The sequence below is a fragment of the Alteromonas lipotrueae genome (assembly GCF_019249215.1).
Classification (GTDB): domain Bacteria; phylum Pseudomonadota; class Gammaproteobacteria; order Enterobacterales; family Alteromonadaceae; genus Alteromonas; species Alteromonas lipotrueae.
Genome location: NZ_JAESDI010000001.1, coordinates 63,418 through 81,114 on the forward strand (window position 1 = coordinate 63,418; position 17,697 = coordinate 81,114).

A 17,697-nucleotide genomic window follows, 5' to 3' on the forward strand; every position below is an offset into this window, starting at 1 on the left:
TTAACCACTTAAAATCAATGACTTAAAAAGTTGGCACATCTCTCGCAATATCTTCTGTAACCGGTAAACATCCTTTCTATCGGTTTTGTTTGTTCGTTCTTAAAATAAAAAGTCAGAGGAATATTAATATGTTAAAAGAGTATGCTGTTGCATTAGTACTATCTACCGCTACCCCTGTTGCTGCTGATAACCAAGAAGGCGCTAAACAAGCCCCTGAACAGCAAAAAGAGTCTGTTACTCAGCCCCAAAACTACCGCCCAAAAACGGGCAATGGCTACGGTGTAGGCTTATAAGAGCTTGAAAGAATTCCAAAAAAGAGAGCATAGACTCTCTTTTTTTATACCTGTAATTCAGCTGTGCGCTTAATGTATAGATTTACTGGGAATTAGAGAGGGCTGACCCGCTTTAAACTCGCCAGGGCTTAGCTCTAGACATTGTCTAGTCGTTCTGTTGTCGTTTACGCTTCTACCATTAGATTATTAAAGCCTGCTGCCCTTCGCCAATGTATGTGTCTGGCAATACCAAATATAGGGAATACAAAAGGCCCTATCACTAAAGCAAGCACTGCCCAATACTTAGCATTCATTCCCCACTTCACAGCCTCTACATAAAAGAAAACACTACTTAATAGGCTTATCGATATTAAAACAAACAAGAAGCACTCCTACTTAGCTCACTATTTAAGGGGATTGAAAAACTCTATTAAATACAACGCCAAAATTTTGACTTGTATTTTTTCGAAACTGCCGGATTGTACTGAAAATTGGCTAGCAAACCAGCCAAATTACTCATTACACACAAAAAAAGCCGGGAACCTTTACGTTTCAGGCTCCCGGCTTTTTATATGTCGCTTACATACTAGTAAAAGGTGCAGTTCTCTTCAGCCATTTTCACCAATACATCTGCAGGTGCGAATTTATCACCTACGGAGCTAGCGTAATGATTCAAACGCTCAACAACATGTTTGATTCCTAACGTGTCCATATAACGGAAAGGACCGCCTAGGAAAGGTGGAAATCCGATACCAAAGATAGCACCAATGTCGCCATCACGGGCATTGCGAATAACACTCTCATCTAAACAACGTGCAGCTTCATTAAGCATCATAAGAACGCAGCGTTCAGCCACTTCTTTTTCACTTAATTTCGTTGACGGTGTTAAACCCAGGAGTGAGTAAATACTTTCATCTACTTCTTTACCTGGCTTCTTACCTTCATAGCTGTAAAAACCTTTTTGGTTCTTTTTACCTTTACGACCATCAGCCAGTACTTTATCGAAAGCTGAAGGCGCCGTAAAACGCTCTCCAAAGCTTTCTACTAGGAAAGGAATGATCTTAGTACCAACATCAATGCCTACTTCATCAAGTAACTTCACAGGCCCAACGGGGAAGCCAAACTTAACGAGGGACTTGTCGATGTGCTCTATAGGCTCACCAGCAAGAATTAAGCTAGCCGCTTCATTCATGTAAGGGGCTAAAATACGGTTAACATAAAAGCCTGCGCCGTCTTTAACAACGACGGGGGTTTTGCCCTGCTTTTTCGCAAATTCAACGGTAGATGAAATAACCTGATCCGACGTAGTTTCATGAGCGATAACTTCGGCTAATGGCATTTTATCTACAGGTGAAAAGTAATGAAGACCAATCACGTTTTCAGGGCGAGCTGCTTTAGCAGCAATTTGGGTAATTGGAATAGAAGAAGTGTTAGAGGCAAAGATGGTGTTCTCTTTGCAGTTTTCTTCAATATCCGCGACCATTTTTTGCTTAAGATCTAAATCTTCAAATACCGCTTCAACCACAATATCGGTATCTTGGTAGCCGCTATAATCTAAGGTGCCAGTGATAAGCGACAGTTGCTTTTGCATTTCGCTACTACGCATGAAGCGCTTCTTCACTTTCTTATTCAAAATGTCGTAGCTGTACTTCATCGCGTTAGCAATGCCTTCAGGGCGAACATCTTTAATACGAACAGGTACGCCGGCTTTAGTAGAGGTTACAAACGCAATACCCCCGCCCATTAATCCGCCGCCTAGTACGCCAACTTTTTTCATCTTCTCTGGCGCTACGCCTTCAATACCGTTTTCTTTCTTCATGTCGGTAGTCGCGAAGAAAATCTGACGCAATTGAAAAGATTCAGGTGTCATCACTAACTTACCGAATGCTTCCGCTTCAGCTTTAAGGCCAGCTTCAACGCCATCACGCATGCCAGTTTCGATGACATCAATAATGTAACCTGGCGCAGGATAGTTACCTTTAGTTTTAGCAAACGTTGCTTCGCGCGCTTTTTTGAACATCATGCCGCGGCCTGGGCCGGTATTTTCAAGCATTTTGTCCATCACGCTTTTTTGCGGCGCTTCGCGCTCAGGCTTACGTTTAAGGGCGAACTGCTCAGCCACTTTTAGCAACACGCTTTGCGGTACTACATCATCAACAATGCCGTACTTTTTCGCTTGCTTTGCCCGTGCTGGTGCACCAGTAAGCATCATTTTCATGGCTTGCTGTATACCAATTAAACGAGGTAGTCGCTGTGTTCCACCACTTCCAGGCAATAAGCCAAGTTGAACTTCAGGAAGCCCTACCTGAGTGCTGGGAGAGTCGGTACAAATTCGATAATGACACGCTAGGGCTAGTTCTAAACCACCGCCAAGTGCTGGGCCATTTATGGCTGCAACAAAGGTTGCTTTCATGCGTTCGATACGCTCAAAAATAGCTTGGCCGCCAGCCGCGATGGTGGTGGCATCTTCTGCAGTATTACAAGCAGCTAGCATGCTAATATCGGCACCGGCTACAAACGAATTTGCTTTACCACTTACCAGCACAACACCTTTAATACTGGTATCAGTATCAATGTCATCCAGCATGGCAGATATTTCATCGCCAAAAGCGGCTTTTAGCGTATTCATAGACTCACCAGGTACATCCATGGTGAGTATGGCAACGCCATTGTCTTGCTTGGTTAACGTAAATGCACCAGATGTTGCTTGAACGTCATTTGTCATTGTTGTGTCCTGACTCATATTATTCTGTCTCCACAATCATAGCTGCACCTAAACCACCCGCTGCACAAGCGGTTAGTAGACCAGTACCACCACCGCGACGGTTAAGTTCGTTAAGCATTTGGGTAATCATTCGCGTGCCTGTTGCCGCAAACGGGTGACCGTAAGCAATAGAACTTCCCATAACGTTAAATTTGTCCATGTCGATTTCACCGGTAGCTTTTGCACGACCAAGTTTTTCTTGGGCAAATTTATCGCTGGCGAACATTTTTACGTTCGAAAGTGTCTGCGCGGCAAAAGCTTCATGCATTTCGATAAGCGTAATATCGTTTAATGTCATGCCTGCGCGATCTAGCGCAATTGGCGTGGCGTAAGATGGCCCCATCAACATGTCTTCCCATACATCAATGGCAGAGAAAGCATAACTCTTAAGATAACCTAATGGCTTATAGCCCAATTCTTTAGCACGGCTTTCCGTCATCATAATAACAGCTGAAGCACCATCAGTTAGCGGGGTAGCGTTAGCCGCAGTTACTGTACCGTATTTTTTATCAAAAACAGGGCGAAGCTTGGCATAGCCTTCAAGCTTAGAATCGAAACGTACGTTGTTGTCGCGAGATAACGCACCTTTGTACGGTTCTGCGTAAGCGGTCATTACTTCACTGTCTAATTTACCCTCTTCCCAGCTTTGCGCGGCAAAACTGTGTGAACGATGCGCAAGTGCGTCTTGTTCTTCACGTGAGATATGGTGGGATTTCGCCATTTGCTCAGCAGTTTGTCCCATAGACAAACCTGTTGAGTATTCTGCAACCGCTGGCGGCACAGGCGCTAAATCTTTAAGGCCTAAACGCTTAAAGATATTAAACTTCTGACCCAAAGTTTTGGTTTTTTGAAGATCGACCAATGCGCGCGCTAGGTTTTTAGATACACCAATTGGCGATACAGACGTAGAGTCAGCACCACCAGCAATACCTACCTGAACGTGGCCAGCCATCATACTTTCGGCAATATTAACGGTAGACTGGAAGCTGGTTGCACATGCACGAGAGACGCTGTAAGCATCAGTATGCACATTCATGCCAGTACCCAATACGATTTCACGGGCGATATTCGGCGCTTCAGGCATTTGAACAACCTGACCATAGACAACCTGATCAACCCATTCTTTTTGAATGCCATGGCGAACGAGCAGTTCGTTTACGACCATTTTACCTAAATCGACAGCGGGAACACCGTGGAAGTATGTCGCCATTTTTGCAAACGGAGTACGTAACCCCGCCACAATGGCGATACGATCACCCTCGCGGGTAGTAACAGATTGTCTTGTTGACATAATGCACCTAAATTAAGGACCACGGGAAATAAGTGGTCTGACCTGTAATAAACCCAATTTTTACAAACAATGAACAAAATAGCAAATTATCAACGTTCACGGACAGTTTTCAGCCTATTTGTGTCGAATAATCGTCGCCTATCTGAAAATTAGATGTTTTTAACGACTTGAACTAGACGACAAGGGAACCATATAAGAAAAACATAGTCTGTTTTATGCCAATTTATCTACTCGTAACATACATTTGGGCGAGTTAATTGGTTTACTTTTCCTGATAACTAGAATTTCAACGGAATAATTGCATTATGGCAGCGGAACAATTTCAGCAACTGCAGAAGTATTTAGATCAGCAAATCATTGGTCAAAGTGCACTTACCAAAAGCCTCCTTATTGCGCTTTTAGCTGATGGGCACCTTTTAGTAGAAGGGCCTCCAGGTCTAGCAAAAACCAGAGCAATTAACGCGCTTGCTAATGGTATCGACGGTGATTTTCATCGCGTTCAGTTTACCCCTGATTTACTGCCTGCTGATTTAACCGGCACTGATATTTATCGCCCTGAAACCGGTGAATTTGTTTTTCAAAAAGGCCCACTATTTCACAACTTAGTATTGGCTGATGAAATAAACCGTGCTCCAGCTAAAGTACAGTCGGCGCTGCTAGAAGCTATGGCTGAGCGCCAAATAACGGTAGGCAGCAAGACCTACCCGCTTCCCCCTTTATTCTTGGTAATGGCGACACAGAACCCTCTAGAACAAGAAGGGACTTACCCATTACCAGAAGCTCAGCTCGATCGCTTTTTAATGCACGTCGATATTGATTATCCAGATGCCGAAACAGAGTTAGAGATTTTGCGTTTGACCCGCGGAGAAGCATTATCAGTTCCGCTGGTAACGCCGCCTAAATTAACCCAGCAAGATATCTTCTCTTCACGTAATGAAGCGCTAGCACTACATATGGCGCCCGAACTTGAGCAGTATTTAGTGCAATTGGTGATGGCTACCAGACAGCCAGCTAAGTTTGATGCAAATCTTGCCGAATGGATTGCGATGGGCACTAGCCCTCGTGCCACCATCAGTTTAGACAGATGCGCACGTGCACACGCTTGGTTGAGTGGCAGAGATTTTGTTGGCCCTGATGATATTCAAGCGGTGGTACATAATGTACTTCGCCATCGCATTATTTTGTCTTATCACGCAGAAGCACAAGGCATTACTATGAATGATGTGCTTAACCAAATTGTTGCTACCGTAGCTGTTCCATAAACGATGAGTGATGTTCATTCGCAGTTAGCGTTACTGCAAACCAACGGGGTTAATTTGTCTACTGCTGAACTATTGCGGTATCAGCAGTTGGCAAAACTATTTAGTCTTTCTCCTAAGCGCTCGCCACAAGCTCGCCTTGCAGGCAGCTATTTGACCAAGCACAAAGGTCGAGGCATGGAGTTTGACGAGGCTAGACATTACCAACCAGGTGACGACATTCGTGCAATCGACTGGCGTGTTACCGCCCGCACCGGTAAAACCCACACCAAAATATATCGTGAAGAGCGAGAACGCCCTGTATTTTTGTTTTGCGACTTCTCCCCTTCAATGATGTTTGGCACACGGTTACTGACTAAGTCTATGCAGGTTGCCCATATCTGTTCGTTAATAAGTTGGTCTGCAGCTGCTCACGGCGACAAAGTAGGCGCATTACTATTTAACCAAAGCCAGCACAAAGAAGTGAAGCCCCTTGCTCGTAAACGGGCTGTTTTGCATATTTGTCACGAATTGATGGACTTGCACGCCACCAGCCATGAACAGTTGGCGAATAAAGAAGCCGATACCCAATCCTTTGCCGATGCCTGTGCTCGACTTCGTCGTTTGGCTCGCCCAGGTAGCTTAGTGTATCTACTGTCTGATTTTCAGCATTTAGGCAGTGCGGCTCAGCAACATTTAAGTCAGCTTTCACGCCATTGCGAAGTGAGAGCCATTATAGTTGACGATCCTATTGAGCATACACTGCCTCAAACTCGCTCCATTCAACGGGTAAGTGTTTCCGATGGCATTAACCAACAGCGATGGTTATTAGGTGACAGAAAAGAAGAAGATACCTATCAACGTTGGCGTGAACAACAAAACAGTGTAATGGAACAATCACTTAAACAAGCTAATATTTCTCGTTACCATATTTCTGCGGGTCTGCCTATTGATACCCAAATTCAAGGCATGCAACAGGAGCGCTTTTGATGCAATCAGCCCAAGGTATGCCGCAAACCGATCCTCTTGCACAGCTTAAAGATATACATGTTCCTGACAATGTAGACGTCTGGCCTCTGGACTGGGGCTGGTGGTGCTTAATTGCGTTATTTTTAGCGGGGGCAATAAGCCTCATTGTTTATCTCGTCAAAAAGCATAAATTTAACAAGCCCCGTCGCGATGCACTAAAACTGCTTGGAAGTATCTCATCTTCAGATGAAAACTGGCCTATGCAAATCAACAATGTATTAAAACGTACCGCCGTGACGTATTTTACGCCCCAACAAGTTGCAGGGCTTTATGGTAACAGTTGGCATGAGTTTCTATTGAAAACGCTGCCAGACAGACGCAAAAATACGATGAGCGATTCACTATCAACGCTGCATTCGCAGCAGTACGTGCCCAAATGCGATAACAAACATTTTAACGAATGTAGTAAAGCTGCAAATGCGTGGGTGAAACACTTTAAAGTCACCTCGCCTTCGAATAATAAGAGATTGCGCGCTTCACAACAGCCATCATCGTTTGAACAGCAAAAAGGTAAGGAGGCAACCCATGCTTGAGTTCGCATGGTGGTGGGCTTTGTTCCTACTCCCCCTTCCTTTACTTGTTCGATACCTAGTGCCGGCAAAACCCCAGCACGTAATGGCTGCCCTACAAGTGCCTGCTTTAAGGCCGGGTATTCAAGAAACGCCATCACCGCTTAAAAGTAGCAAAATCCCGGTCGTTATTGCATCGCTAATTTGGCTCTGCGTGGTTATCGCAGCAGCACGTCCTCAATGGCTAGGTGAGCCAATTAGCATTCCAAGTGAAGGCCGAGAGATGATGTTGGCGGTAGATTTATCCGGCAGTATGAAAATTGACGACATGGAATTAAATGGCAGGCAAGTGAATCGTCTGACCATGACAAAGTCTGTGCTGTACGATTTTATCCAGCGCCGCGTGGGTGACCGTTTAGGCTTAATATTGTTTGCTGATACCGCTTATCTTCAAGCGCCACTTACTTATGACAGAGACACTGTTTCTACTTTACTGAGCGAATCCGTGATTGGTTTGGTGGGAGAACAAACCGCTATTGGCGATGCTATCGGTTTGGCTGTTAAACGGTTTGATGCAAAAGACGAATCGAACAATGTGCTTATTTTGCTTACCGATGGGCAAAATACCGCAGGTTTCATTACCCCTGAGCAAGCAAAAGAGTTGGCAGTAAATAAAAAAGTGAAGGTTTACACCATTGGCGTAGGCGCAGATAAAATGCTTATTCAAAGTTTCTTTGGTAGCCGACAGGTGAATCCCTCTCAAGAGTTAGATGAAGACATGTTAAGTGACCTTGCTACCTCAACTGGTGGTCAATACTTCCGTGCTAGAGACGTAAAAGAGCTAGAAGCCATTTATGCAAAATTAGACGCGCTAGAACCTATCCAAGGTGAAGCGAGGAAAATGCGACCGCTAACAGCCCTCTTCTACTTTCCATTGGCGGTAGCCTTTGCTTTATCTGCCTTATGGGCATTAATAATGATTGGAAGTACATTGATTAAATCACTGTCACGCACACCTATTTCATCTAGCGATAAAAAGGAAAGTGTGTAATGGAAGACTTTACTAACAATGTCCATTTTTTGCGACCCGAGTGGTTTATAGCGCTTATTCCCGCGCTTATTCTCTATATAGCCCTTAAGCGAAATACGTCGAAAAAGTCGGGCTGGCAGTCGGTTATTCCGTCACATCTCTATCAGCATATGGTGGTAGGGAAATTTACGAAAGGACAGAAGCCCCCATTCTGGCTGCTTGCATTAGGATGGTTGCTTGCCGTTGTTGCCTTAGCAGGCCCTACATGGGAACGGCTACCGCAACCGGTTTACCAACTGAAAATGGGGCATGTCATCGTAATGGATATGTCGTTGTCGATGCGCGCTACCGACATTACCCCAGATAGACTTACCCGCGCTAAATATAAAGCCATTGATCTTGTAAACCAGATTGGTGAGGGTGAAATGGGATTAGTGGCCTATGCAGGCGACGCGTTTGTAGTGAGCCCACTCACTCAAGATGCAGCTAACATCACCACCCTACTTCCGAGCTTGTCACCGGAAATCATGCCCGTTCCTGGCAGCGACCCTTTGTTAGGCGTTGAAACCGCTGCTGAGTTATTGACGAACGCGGGCTACAGCAAGGGTATGATTTACTGGATAACCGATGGTATTGATTTACGCCAGCAACAGGAGCTTCAAGAATACGTTGCCGACTTATCTTTCACCTTAAATGCACTTGCTGTAGGTACAGATGACGGTGCCCCTATAAGGCAGATAACAGGTGAGTTACTTAAAGATAGAAGTGGCGCTATTGTGATCCCTAAACTTAATAGCAGTGCAGTCAATGCTATTGTCCGTGCTAGCGGCGGTAAATTTAGTGAAATCACCACTAATGATGACGATATTACTTCACTCGCTTCCTTGTCGTTACTCAATAGAGACAGCGAATCTGAGGAAGATGCGAGTGATACTGAAGGCGACCAATGGCGCGAGTTTGGCCCCTATCTATTATTGGGTTTACTTCCCTTAATAGCCCTTGGGTTTAGGCGCGGATTAGTGTTTGCAGTCATAGCAGCCATCTACATGCCGATGAGTAGTGAATCAGTAATGGCGCAATCTGTCGCCCAAGAACCACCGTCAGAGAATTCGACTTCCCCTTCTGTGTCGTGGTGGAAAAAACCTTTTTTAAATGCCAATCAAGAAGGGTTAGCAAACTACGCTGATAACGCATTTAATGAAGCAGCATCTACTTTTGAAGACCCTGCTTGGCAAGGCGCGGCACATTACAAGGCCGGCGACTACGAACAGGCACTTGTCGCTTATCAACAACAAGGCGGTATTGAAGGTTTGTACAACCAAGGCAATGCATTGGCTCGGTTAGGCAAGCTAGATGAGGCCATCGCCAAATATGATGAAGTGTTATCACTAGATGCTAATTATCAAGATGCTGCAGAAAATAAAGCATTATTGGAACAGTTGAAGCAGCAACAAGAAGAACAAGAACAGCAAAATCAAGAAAATCAGCAATCGAATGAGGGTGACAACCAACAAGATTCTGGTGAAGGTGAAAATCAAGAAGGTAGCGACGATAGTAGCCAAGATAGCCAAAGTAATGATGGTTCAAACAGTGAAGACTCATCTGACGAAAATAGCGAGCAGAACGCGGCTGATAATCAGAATGCTAACGATGAAAATGATAGCCAAAATGATCCCCAATCTTCACAAAATGAAGGGGGTGAACAAGATGATACCCAGAACCCAAATGAGTCGGACGCGCAAAATGGTGCCAACGGTGAAGAAAACGACAAAGAAGACTCAGGCGCCCCTCAAAATACTGGAAATGAAGAAGGTACCGATGAAACCCAGCAAGAAACCGATGCAGCTATGGCTCAAGCTGGTGAGATGACAGATGCTGAAAAAGAACAACAGCAACGTCTTGAAAATTTAATGCGCAGAGTACCAGATGACCCCGCGTTCTTATTAAAACGAAAAATGCAATTAGAAGCGCAGAAGCGCCAAAGACAACGCATGCCTTCAAATCGGAGTGATTGGTAGATGAAAGCAATTTTATTCACTACAACCCTTTTATTACTTTTACGCAGCATGGTTGTGCTGGCAGATGTGACTTCGGTTGAAGCCACCATCGATAAAAATCCGGTTATGCTTGATGAGGCTATTCGGTTAACCGTTGTGGCAAATGGCGGCGCAGATCGGGAGTCTTTTGATAGCTCAATATTACTAAAAGACTTCGTTGTTGGTAGAACATCGGTGAGCAGTCAAACATCTATTGTGAACTTTGATACCAAGAAAACAACGACCTGGACTACCACCCTCTTTCCGCGTAAAGAAGGTACGTTCACCATACCGGCTATAAGCATAGAAGGTAAAAAAACAGCGCCTATGTCGGTGAATGTTATTCCGGTTCAACAGTCTGATAATGTCGCGCGCGATTACTTTGTAACTACCGATATTGATTTAAAAGAAGCCTTTTTAAACCAACAGCTTTTCTATACCATAAAACTGCATTTGGCGACGAATATTGAGCGCGGTAGTTTGCAATCACCCACCATGCAAAACGCCGAAATAAAGCAGTTAGGTGATGACAAACAATATACCGACATTGTAAATGGTAGACGTTACCAAATTATTGAACGCCAGTTTGCCATTGTGCCCCAAGCATCAGGTGAATTTACCATTAGAGGGCCAGTTTTCACTGCAGAAGTGGCTGCCGCTAATACCAATCAACGTTTCGGTCTATTCAATCGAACTCAGCAAGTTAACCGTGTTGGACCCGACATTACGGTAAATATTAAACCGATCCCCGCGGGTATTGATTACCCCTGGTTACCCTCTGAAATGGCGCGGGTTGATGAAGAGTGGCCTCAAGGCGATGCCTTTGTAGTTGGCGAGCCTATTACTCGCGTGGTCACGCTTACGGCCCTAGGCGTGGTGGAAGAACAGTTACCAGAAATACCGGAGTTTTACCCTCCCCACTTTAAGTTGTATCCAGATCAATCCTCCACTACCACGGTAGAAAAAGACAGTACACTGATTGCACAGCGCAAAAGCTCACTGGCGGTGATCCCAACTCAAGCAGGCAGTTTTGTATTACCGGAAGTGACTATTCCTTGGTTTAATACCTTAACCGAGCAAACAGAGTATGCGACCATCCCTGCCCGCACAGTCACTGTTCAAGCAGCCAACGTTCAACCAGATGCTGGGGCAACGTCACCTACTATGCCTACACAGTCAGGTTTTGATAATCAACCGGCTAGTAACGCGACTTCAATTACCGCTAATCGAGCCGGAGCAACTGAAAGTGATAGCGGGCTAAATAGTGAATCACAACATTCAGTAGCCAATAATGGCGAAGCGCAAACTCCCCATTACTTAACTTGGCTATTTGCAGCCCTCTGGGTGATCACGGCTATCGCTTGGATAGTGACTTATCTAATGCAAAGAAGACAAAAAACAAATTATACGGCCGCTTCCGCTAATACTTTTTCAGTAGCGAATTCAGGTGATGAAGCGGCGGCATTTAAGTCGTTAATGGCGTCAGTAAAAGCGAGTAATACATCGGCAATTACACCAGCATTGCAAGCCTGGTTGAAGTGTTTATACCCCAATCAAAGAGGATTTATAAATCCATCCGACCACGGCGCAACTAGCGAGATTCAGTCTCATTTGAATGCATTGCAGCAAACACGGTTTAGTAAGTCGAAAAGCGATTGGAAACCCGAATCAATGCAAAGCGCAATTAAAAACGCCAGAGATTCTTGGTTAAAAAACAAGAAATCTGGTAAAAATACCTTAATTAATTTGTACCCCTCTACCTAGATACTGCGCAAAGGAAAGGCGCTTTACTTGGACTGCTAGGCACGAGTGGCTTAATAATAGGCATTAACTCGTGCCAAGGGTTACGAATTTAAAGATAAAGCTAAAAAATAGACGGTAGCAATACTACCGCGACCACCTAACCAGGAGAACTCATGAAAGCACCACTGTTATCGCTATCCCCCATTGCTATTGCAATGCTTGGGCTAATGGCATGTTCACCCGCGCCTGAAACAAACCAAACCACCAAGCAACCGGCCCCAGCAATAGAAACTGAAACTCAAACTGACTCCGCACGGGTTAATGCTTTTTTTGAGCGTACTTTCGAAGAAGACCTTAAAAGCTCGCCAATGTTTCAAAGCTACCTAGGCATTAAGTGGGACTACGACAAGTGGAATGATGTTTCGGAGGAGCAAAAAGAAAAGAACATAGCGAAAGCAAAAAATCGCCTAGAAACCATTGAAAGTTTTGATACTAGTACGCTGAGCGACCAAGAGAAGTTGAGCCTACGATTATACAAGTTAGGTATCGAACGCGATTTAGCCAACGATGAGTTCCGCCATCATACCTATGTAGTACATCAATTTCGTGCCGCACATACGCAGGTGCCTAGTTTCTTAATTAATATACACGGCGTAAAAAGCAAAGAAGACGCCCAAGCTTATATAAGCCGTTTAGACAATGTGAGCGAGTATTTCAAGCAAATCATTAGTCAGATGAAGCTACGTGAGCAAGCTGGCGTATTCCCCCCTGCTTGGGCTTATGATCAGATGATTGCTGCATCACAAAACGTGGTTACAGGCACCCCTTTTGATACCAGCGATACGCCTTCCACTATTTGGGAAGACTTTAATGCCAAGGTTAATAACCTTGAGCTTGATGATGTAGAGAAAACAACCTTGTTGGGTGAAGCAAAAGCTGCGCTAGTTACTTCTGTTATGCCGGCTTACAAAGACTTTATTCAAGAATTAGAACATCAAAAAACCATTACCCCTGAAGGTGATGGTGTATGGCGCTTGCCTGATGGCGATAAATGGTATCAGAACCGCTTAAACTGGTTTACTACCACTGATTTAACCGCCGATGAAGTGCATCAAATAGGCCTTGATAATGTTGAGCGTATCCATACAGCTATGCGCGATATTATGAAAAAGGTGGAATTTGAAGGCACGTTGCAAGAGTTCTTCGTATTTATGCGTGAAGATGAACAATTTTATCTTCCTGCCACTGAAGCCGGACGTCAACAATATTTAGATGACGCAACAAAAGCCATTGACGATATGCGCGACGCACTACCAGATTACTTTGGCATTCTTCCTAAAGCGCCAATGGTGGTTAAACGTGTTGAAGCGTTCCGTGAGCAATCAGCCGGTAAGGCGTTTTACCAAAGCCCTGCGCAAGATGGCAGCCGCCCAGGCACTTATTACGCAAACCTTTACGACATGAGCGCAATGCCAACCTATCAACTAGAAGCATTGGCGTACCATGAAGGTATTCCAGGTCACCATATGCAACGCGCAATTGCACAAGAGCTGGAGGGTGTGCCTCAGTTCCAAAAATTCTTAAGCTTTACGGCCTACACCGAAGGTTGGGGGCTTTATTCCGAAGAGCTTGCTAGAGATATGGGCTTCTACCAAGACCCTTACTCTGACTTTGGCCGCCTTGCGATGGAATTATGGCGTGCATGCCGACTGGTTGTTGATACCGGTATTCATGCTAAAAAGTGGAGTCGCGAAGAAGCGGTAACCTACTTAGTTGAAAATACGCCTAACCCAGAATACGATGCACAAAAAGCGATTGAGCGCTATATCGCCATGCCAGGTCAAGCAACAGCCTACATGATTGGCAAGCTTAAAATTATGGAACTTAGAGAAAAAGCGATGGCTGAGCTAGGTGATAATTTCGACTGGGCCGGATTCCATGATGAAGTACTTAAGCATGGGCCTGTTCCGCTTTCAATCTTAGAAGAAAACATCGATGCTTGGATAGCCAGTAAGAAAGTAGGCTAAATCTGTAATATATTTTTAAACGCCTTTGTATTAAATCGGTGCGCTAGGCGATTTAATAACTAGGATTAGTGAGAATTAAAGCAGCCTTTAGGATAAGCCTTATGGCTGCTTTTTTTATGCCATAATAAAAAAAATAAAAAATAGCGGATTTTTTATGTTTGCACGAAATAGATCTGGAAGTAGTCGGGTCTTATCCAACATGAAAGCAAAACACAAACGATACGAAGCGCTCGTCAATGCGTTTCATGCAGATATATTTCGCTACGCGTACTGGCTGGTTAAAGACCGCTCGGTGGCGGAAGATATTGTGCAAGAAACCTTTTTAAGAGCATGGCGCTCACTCGACTCACTCAATGATGAAAAAGCGGCCAAGTCATGGTTAATTACCATATTGCGCCGCGAGAATGCGCGACGCTTTGAGCGCAAACAATTCGATACTGTCGATATCGATGATGTGTCGGTGCATGATGAAACTCAAGATGCAGAAGGCGATGTTCAAGACCGAGAGCTACACCGTTTATTGGGTGGGCTAAGTGACGAATACCGCGAGCCTCTGGTCTTGCAGCTTATATTTGGTTTTAGCGGTGATGAAATATCACAGCAACTGAATTTGAATAAAAATACCGTGATGACACGATTATTCCGTGCAAGAAACCAATTGAGAGAGGCATTAGAAAGGCAAAATGAACAGAGAGGTCAGGCAAATGGATGAATTAGAATTTAGGCGTCGAATTTACGCCGATCCAGAAACCACTGACAGTGATGTTATCGCCGCAGCGAAAGCTGATGAAAGCAAACGTAAATTCTGGAACGAACAAAAGCAATTCGATAAGCAGTTAAAACAAGCGGTAAAAGTAGATGTACCTGAAGACTTGAAGCATAAGCTCATCTGGCAGCAGTCGGCAAATGAATTTGCAAGCTATCAGAAAAGAAGTCGCTGGTATGTGGCCATGGCCGCCAGTATTGCCTTTACGGTGGGAATAGGTTTTACCATGTGGTATCACCAGCCGGTTAGTATTGGCGGGCAAGCACTTGCGCATATGCAATACGCAGAAACTGAGCGGGCGCATTCATTATTGCCAGTAGATTTAGAGCAAGTAAATGCAAAACTCGCCAGCTTTGGTGGCAGCTTTACAGACATGATTGGTGATGTTGAAGTGGTAAACTACTGTCACTTAAGCACAGTAAGAAGTTTGCACCTTATTGTTGATACCCCGCAAGGTAAAATGTCAGTGTTTATCGTGCCCGAGCGCGGTGATGTGAGAGTACCGGCTGAGTTTGAAGACAAGCAATACCATGGCGAAAGCATAAAAATGCATCACGCTAATATTATGGTGGTTGGTAATAAAGGTGCTGACTTAACTGAAATGAAAAAAGCCGTTACCGACAAGATTCACTTTTCTGCCTAGCCTATTCTGTATTAGCTTTGGCTGTTTTAGCTAAGATTGAATAGTTTAACGGTATTCAGTAAACCCATTTTTTATCGGCCCTAGCGGCCGATTTTTTATACCTGTGTATATGATTAGCTATATTTACATGACGTCGGATATTTCAACACTGAGCAGCTTACTTTATACTATCGACTAATAAGAATAACATCTGGTTTCGTTTTCGCTGCTATAGAGCTAATCCTAGCGGTAGTAAGAAAACGAGTATTACCCTATGAATATACGCTTTAGCCGTGCGGCTTCACCTCTATTTCACTTCTTTTTTCAGAAGACCCGCTTCTGTCTTTTCGTAGTAATAGTCTCTCTTACCTCCGTTAATGCTGTTGCAAACAACTTTCTTAGCGAAGAAGAGAAATTTCGCAAATTAGGCAATCTTGTTAACACCGTCATGTATATGTGGAATAGCCCTCCTGGGCTGAATAATGATGAGATTACTCAATTAATCATAGCGAGCGAAATTCAACAGGACTCATCAGCGATTGGAAAGGTAATCAAAACCGTTCTTTACCACTTAGACGCTTCTTTATCTACATCAGGCTCGAAGCTTCCCTTAGATTTGGTTGACGAAGCATCGCCAGATGATTGGACGTATCTCAAGAACATTAATGCAAGTCGGTATTTTGCTTTAAAAGCAGTCTTTATTATGTATAAAACTGCGAATGCGCATTTAGAAACTAGTGAACGTTTAGAATATAGTATTCCCCTACTCTATTCGCTCAAACAAGAAGCCTTAAAAACCACAGATCATCATGCGGTCGCCATTACTAGCATCTGGCTTGCTATGGAATACTCCGAAATAAACCAAATGAAAGCGGTCGTGGAAATTGAATATGCACTGCCCTTTTTGAAACATTTCGATAAAGAGTACAACCTAGAGACTGCACTTAATAAAAGAATGGCGCATTCATGGCTCGCCGATGCTTACACCAATCTAAATATTTATAGTCGCGCTGTCGCTCACCAGAAATTCGTCATAGAAGATAGCAAGGAACATGATATTGCGACGTCATACGTTTATGTCGGATTAATCAATAGTCTAAACCACTTACAAAGATTTGACGATGCTTTCACAATGGTGGACGAATCAGAGCTAGTTTCTATCGAAAATCGAAGTGTTCAACAAACGCTATTCAGTTTATGGTTAAGAGTCAGTGTTTACCTTCACCGAGATAAACAGGGCGATCGTGAGAAAATAGCGGCGCTAACTGAAAACTTATCTCATTTTGAGGGTGTTACACTTCCCACAGACATAAATCTATTGCCCGTGTTATCTTCTCTTCAAGCAACGCACTTGGCACTTAAAGGCAGTGGCACTGAATTTGAAATGGCTATGGATGCGTTAACGTCGGATTTTGATTTACAAGCCAAGAATTCTTCTTACAGTTCGTCAATTTTGCTAACCAAGCACGCCCATCTTAGGGATCTACATAGATTAAGGGGAAATTTCAAAAAAGCGCTTTTCCATCAACATCGATACGATTTTCTTAGAAACCAGCCAAATAGATCAGTTAAACACTTGGATGAAATAAACATCGATTCACCGTTGCAACGAGACATTACCATTAACAAGTTGCAAGAAATGGCACGATTAAAAGACAAACAAACCTTAAAGTTAAAAGCGGAGCGATTCCAAGCTCTCACTTTTGCGTTAGTTGCCGTGATGTCGACGTTTTTACTATTCTGGTTTTGGCGTAGACAGCGCTCCCGTGCTCAAGCTAGTGAAATTGATGATTTGACTGGTGCTCTTGTCAGGAGGGCCATGTTTAAGGCAATTGCGAAACCTATGTCTAGCAAGGTGACATCTTGTTTAGTGCTTCTCGACTTGGACCATTTCAAAAAAGTAAATGACAGGTACGGTCATGTGGTAGGTGATGAAGTACTAACAAAATTTGGGAAAGTTGTCCGCCAACGAATTAGAAAGACAGATAAGTTCTGCCGCTATGGCGGGGAAGAATTCTTATTGTATCTACACGATACAACAGAAGAAAACGCGAAAGCCTTGCTAGAAGACGTAAAAATTTCGATAGAGAGCCATCAAGATTGGTCAACAACTGAGGCGACTTTCAGTGCCAGCTTCTCGGCCGGTGTCATTCAGGTAAAAAGTGAGCGAAATATCAATAAGATTATAAAGGCATGCGATAACTTGCTCTACCGCGCCAAAAGTGCAGGTAGAGGTAAGATAGAAACCATGTCGTTCCCCGCTTATTTGAACGAGAATTTATAACATTCACTCCCATTTTGAATCTGTCAGCTTTCTGAATTTAGCAAACTTTATTGGGGTTTATACGTACTCAAGATATTCAAGGTTAA

At 43.9% G+C, this 17,697-nt stretch carries 14 protein-coding genes; 11 read left to right on the plus strand and 3 right to left on the minus strand.

Annotation, left to right across the window (positions count from 1 at the left end; all coding sequences use genetic code 11):
• Window positions 1-128 precede the first annotated feature (128 nt).
• Window positions 129-293: a hypothetical protein gene (locus tag JKP82_RS00285; protein ID WP_167347518.1), complete on the plus strand. Its 165-nt coding sequence runs from the start codon at window positions 129-131 to the stop codon at window positions 291-293.
• A gap of 164 nt (window positions 294-457) precedes the next feature.
• Here JKP82_RS00285 and JKP82_RS00290 read toward each other — a convergent pair whose 3' ends face one another.
• The 3 genes from JKP82_RS00290 to fadI all read right to left on the minus strand — a co-directional run bounded on the left by JKP82_RS00290 (window position 458) and on the right by fadI (window position 4,327).
• Window positions 458-655, minus strand: coding sequence for a hypothetical protein (locus JKP82_RS00290; RefSeq protein WP_159529679.1), 198 nt, complete (start codon window positions 653-655; stop codon window positions 458-460).
• A gap of 203 nt (window positions 656-858) precedes the next feature.
• Window positions 859-2,997, minus strand: coding sequence for a fatty acid oxidation complex subunit alpha FadJ (fadJ, locus tag JKP82_RS00295; RefSeq protein ID WP_218395405.1), 2,139 nt, complete (start codon window positions 2,995-2,997; stop codon window positions 859-861).
• Between the two features lie 19 nt (window positions 2,998-3,016).
• Window positions 3,017-4,327: an acetyl-CoA C-acyltransferase FadI gene (fadI, locus tag JKP82_RS00300; RefSeq protein WP_013784923.1), complete on the minus strand. Its 1,311-nt coding sequence runs from the start codon at window positions 4,325-4,327 to the stop codon at window positions 3,017-3,019.
• 305 nt (window positions 4,328-4,632) lie between these two features.
• On the opposite strand from fadI, the gene JKP82_RS00305 reads away from it, so the two are divergent.
• The 10 genes from JKP82_RS00305 to JKP82_RS00350 all read left to right on the plus strand — a co-directional run bounded on the left by JKP82_RS00305 (window position 4,633) and on the right by JKP82_RS00350 (window position 17,611).
• Window positions 4,633-5,589, plus strand: a complete 957-nt coding sequence (locus JKP82_RS00305; RefSeq protein ID WP_218395407.1) for an AAA family ATPase — start codon at window positions 4,633-4,635, stop codon at window positions 5,587-5,589.
• A gap of 3 nt (window positions 5,590-5,592) precedes the next feature.
• The gene (locus JKP82_RS00310; protein WP_159529671.1) at window positions 5,593-6,555 is read left to right on the plus strand and encodes a DUF58 domain-containing protein; all 963 of its coding nucleotides are present in this window, start codon (window positions 5,593-5,595) and stop codon (window positions 6,553-6,555) included.
• On the plus strand, window positions 6,555-7,127 hold the full coding sequence (locus tag JKP82_RS00315; RefSeq protein WP_159529669.1) for a DUF4381 domain-containing protein: 573 nt from the start codon (window positions 6,555-6,557) through the stop codon (window positions 7,125-7,127). Before JKP82_RS00310 ends, JKP82_RS00315 begins: the two co-directional genes overlap by 1 nt.
• Window positions 7,120-8,154 (plus strand): vWA domain-containing protein, encoded by a 1,035-nt coding sequence (locus tag JKP82_RS00320; RefSeq protein WP_159529667.1) that lies wholly within the window; start codon window positions 7,120-7,122, stop codon window positions 8,152-8,154. The genes JKP82_RS00315 and JKP82_RS00320 overlap by 8 nt, the downstream gene beginning before the upstream one ends.
• Window positions 8,154-10,151 (plus strand): vWA domain-containing protein, encoded by a 1,998-nt coding sequence (locus tag JKP82_RS00325; RefSeq protein WP_218395409.1) that lies wholly within the window; start codon window positions 8,154-8,156, stop codon window positions 10,149-10,151. Before JKP82_RS00320 ends, JKP82_RS00325 begins: the two co-directional genes overlap by 1 nt.
• Complete coding sequence (locus JKP82_RS00330) at window positions 10,152-11,933, plus strand: BatD family protein (protein WP_218395411.1); 1,782 nt, start codon at window positions 10,152-10,154, stop codon at window positions 11,931-11,933.
• Window positions 11,934-12,085: 152 nt separating this feature from the next.
• The gene (locus JKP82_RS00335; protein WP_218395413.1) at window positions 12,086-13,939 is read left to right on the plus strand and encodes a DUF885 domain-containing protein; all 1,854 of its coding nucleotides are present in this window, start codon (window positions 12,086-12,088) and stop codon (window positions 13,937-13,939) included.
• Window positions 13,940-14,093: 154 nt separating this feature from the next.
• A complete protein-coding gene (locus tag JKP82_RS00340) occupies window positions 14,094-14,651 on the plus strand; it encodes a sigma-70 family RNA polymerase sigma factor (RefSeq protein WP_129737289.1) in 558 nt (185 codons plus the stop codon).
• Window positions 14,644-15,348: a DUF3379 family protein gene (locus JKP82_RS00345; protein WP_159529659.1), complete on the plus strand. Its 705-nt coding sequence runs from the start codon at window positions 14,644-14,646 to the stop codon at window positions 15,346-15,348. The genes JKP82_RS00340 and JKP82_RS00345 overlap by 8 nt, the downstream gene beginning before the upstream one ends.
• A 253-nt stretch (window positions 15,349-15,601) precedes the next feature.
• Window positions 15,602-17,611: a GGDEF domain-containing protein gene (locus JKP82_RS00350; RefSeq protein ID WP_218395415.1), complete on the plus strand. Its 2,010-nt coding sequence runs from the start codon at window positions 15,602-15,604 to the stop codon at window positions 17,609-17,611.
• The last annotated feature ends 86 nt before the right edge of the window (window positions 17,612-17,697 follow it).

What these genes read in the sequence shown, in the direction of transcription:
- JKP82_RS00335 (WP_218395413.1), top strand. Translation starts at nt 12,086, where the DNA reads ATGAAAGCACCACTGTTATCGCTATCCCCCATTGCTATTGCAATGCTT.
- JKP82_RS00325 (WP_218395409.1), top strand. Translation starts at nt 8,154, where the DNA reads ATGGAAGACTTTACTAACAATGTCCATTTTTTGCGACCCGAGTGGTTT.
- JKP82_RS00305 (WP_218395407.1), top strand. Translation starts at nt 4,633, where the DNA reads ATGGCAGCGGAACAATTTCAGCAACTGCAGAAGTATTTAGATCAGCAA.
- JKP82_RS00340 (WP_129737289.1), top strand. Translation starts at nt 14,094, where the DNA reads ATGTTTGCACGAAATAGATCTGGAAGTAGTCGGGTCTTATCCAACATG.
- fadI (WP_013784923.1), bottom strand. Translation starts at nt 4,327, where the DNA reads ATGTCAACAAGACAATCTGTTACTACCCGCGAGGGTGATCGTATCGCC.
- JKP82_RS00315 (WP_159529669.1), top strand. Translation starts at nt 6,555, where the DNA reads ATGCAATCAGCCCAAGGTATGCCGCAAACCGATCCTCTTGCACAGCTT.
- JKP82_RS00350 (WP_218395415.1), top strand. Translation starts at nt 15,602, where the DNA reads ATGAATATACGCTTTAGCCGTGCGGCTTCACCTCTATTTCACTTCTTT.
- JKP82_RS00320 (WP_159529667.1), top strand. Translation starts at nt 7,120, where the DNA reads ATGCTTGAGTTCGCATGGTGGTGGGCTTTGTTCCTACTCCCCCTTCCT.
- JKP82_RS00330 (WP_218395411.1), top strand. Translation starts at nt 10,152, where the DNA reads ATGAAAGCAATTTTATTCACTACAACCCTTTTATTACTTTTACGCAGC.
- JKP82_RS00285 (WP_167347518.1), top strand. Translation starts at nt 129, where the DNA reads ATGTTAAAAGAGTATGCTGTTGCATTAGTACTATCTACCGCTACCCCT.
- fadJ (WP_218395405.1), bottom strand. Translation starts at nt 2,997, where the DNA reads ATGACAAATGACGTTCAAGCAACATCTGGTGCATTTACGTTAACCAAG.
- JKP82_RS00345 (WP_159529659.1), top strand. Translation starts at nt 14,644, where the DNA reads ATGGATGAATTAGAATTTAGGCGTCGAATTTACGCCGATCCAGAAACC.
- JKP82_RS00310 (WP_159529671.1), top strand. Translation starts at nt 5,593, where the DNA reads ATGAGTGATGTTCATTCGCAGTTAGCGTTACTGCAAACCAACGGGGTT.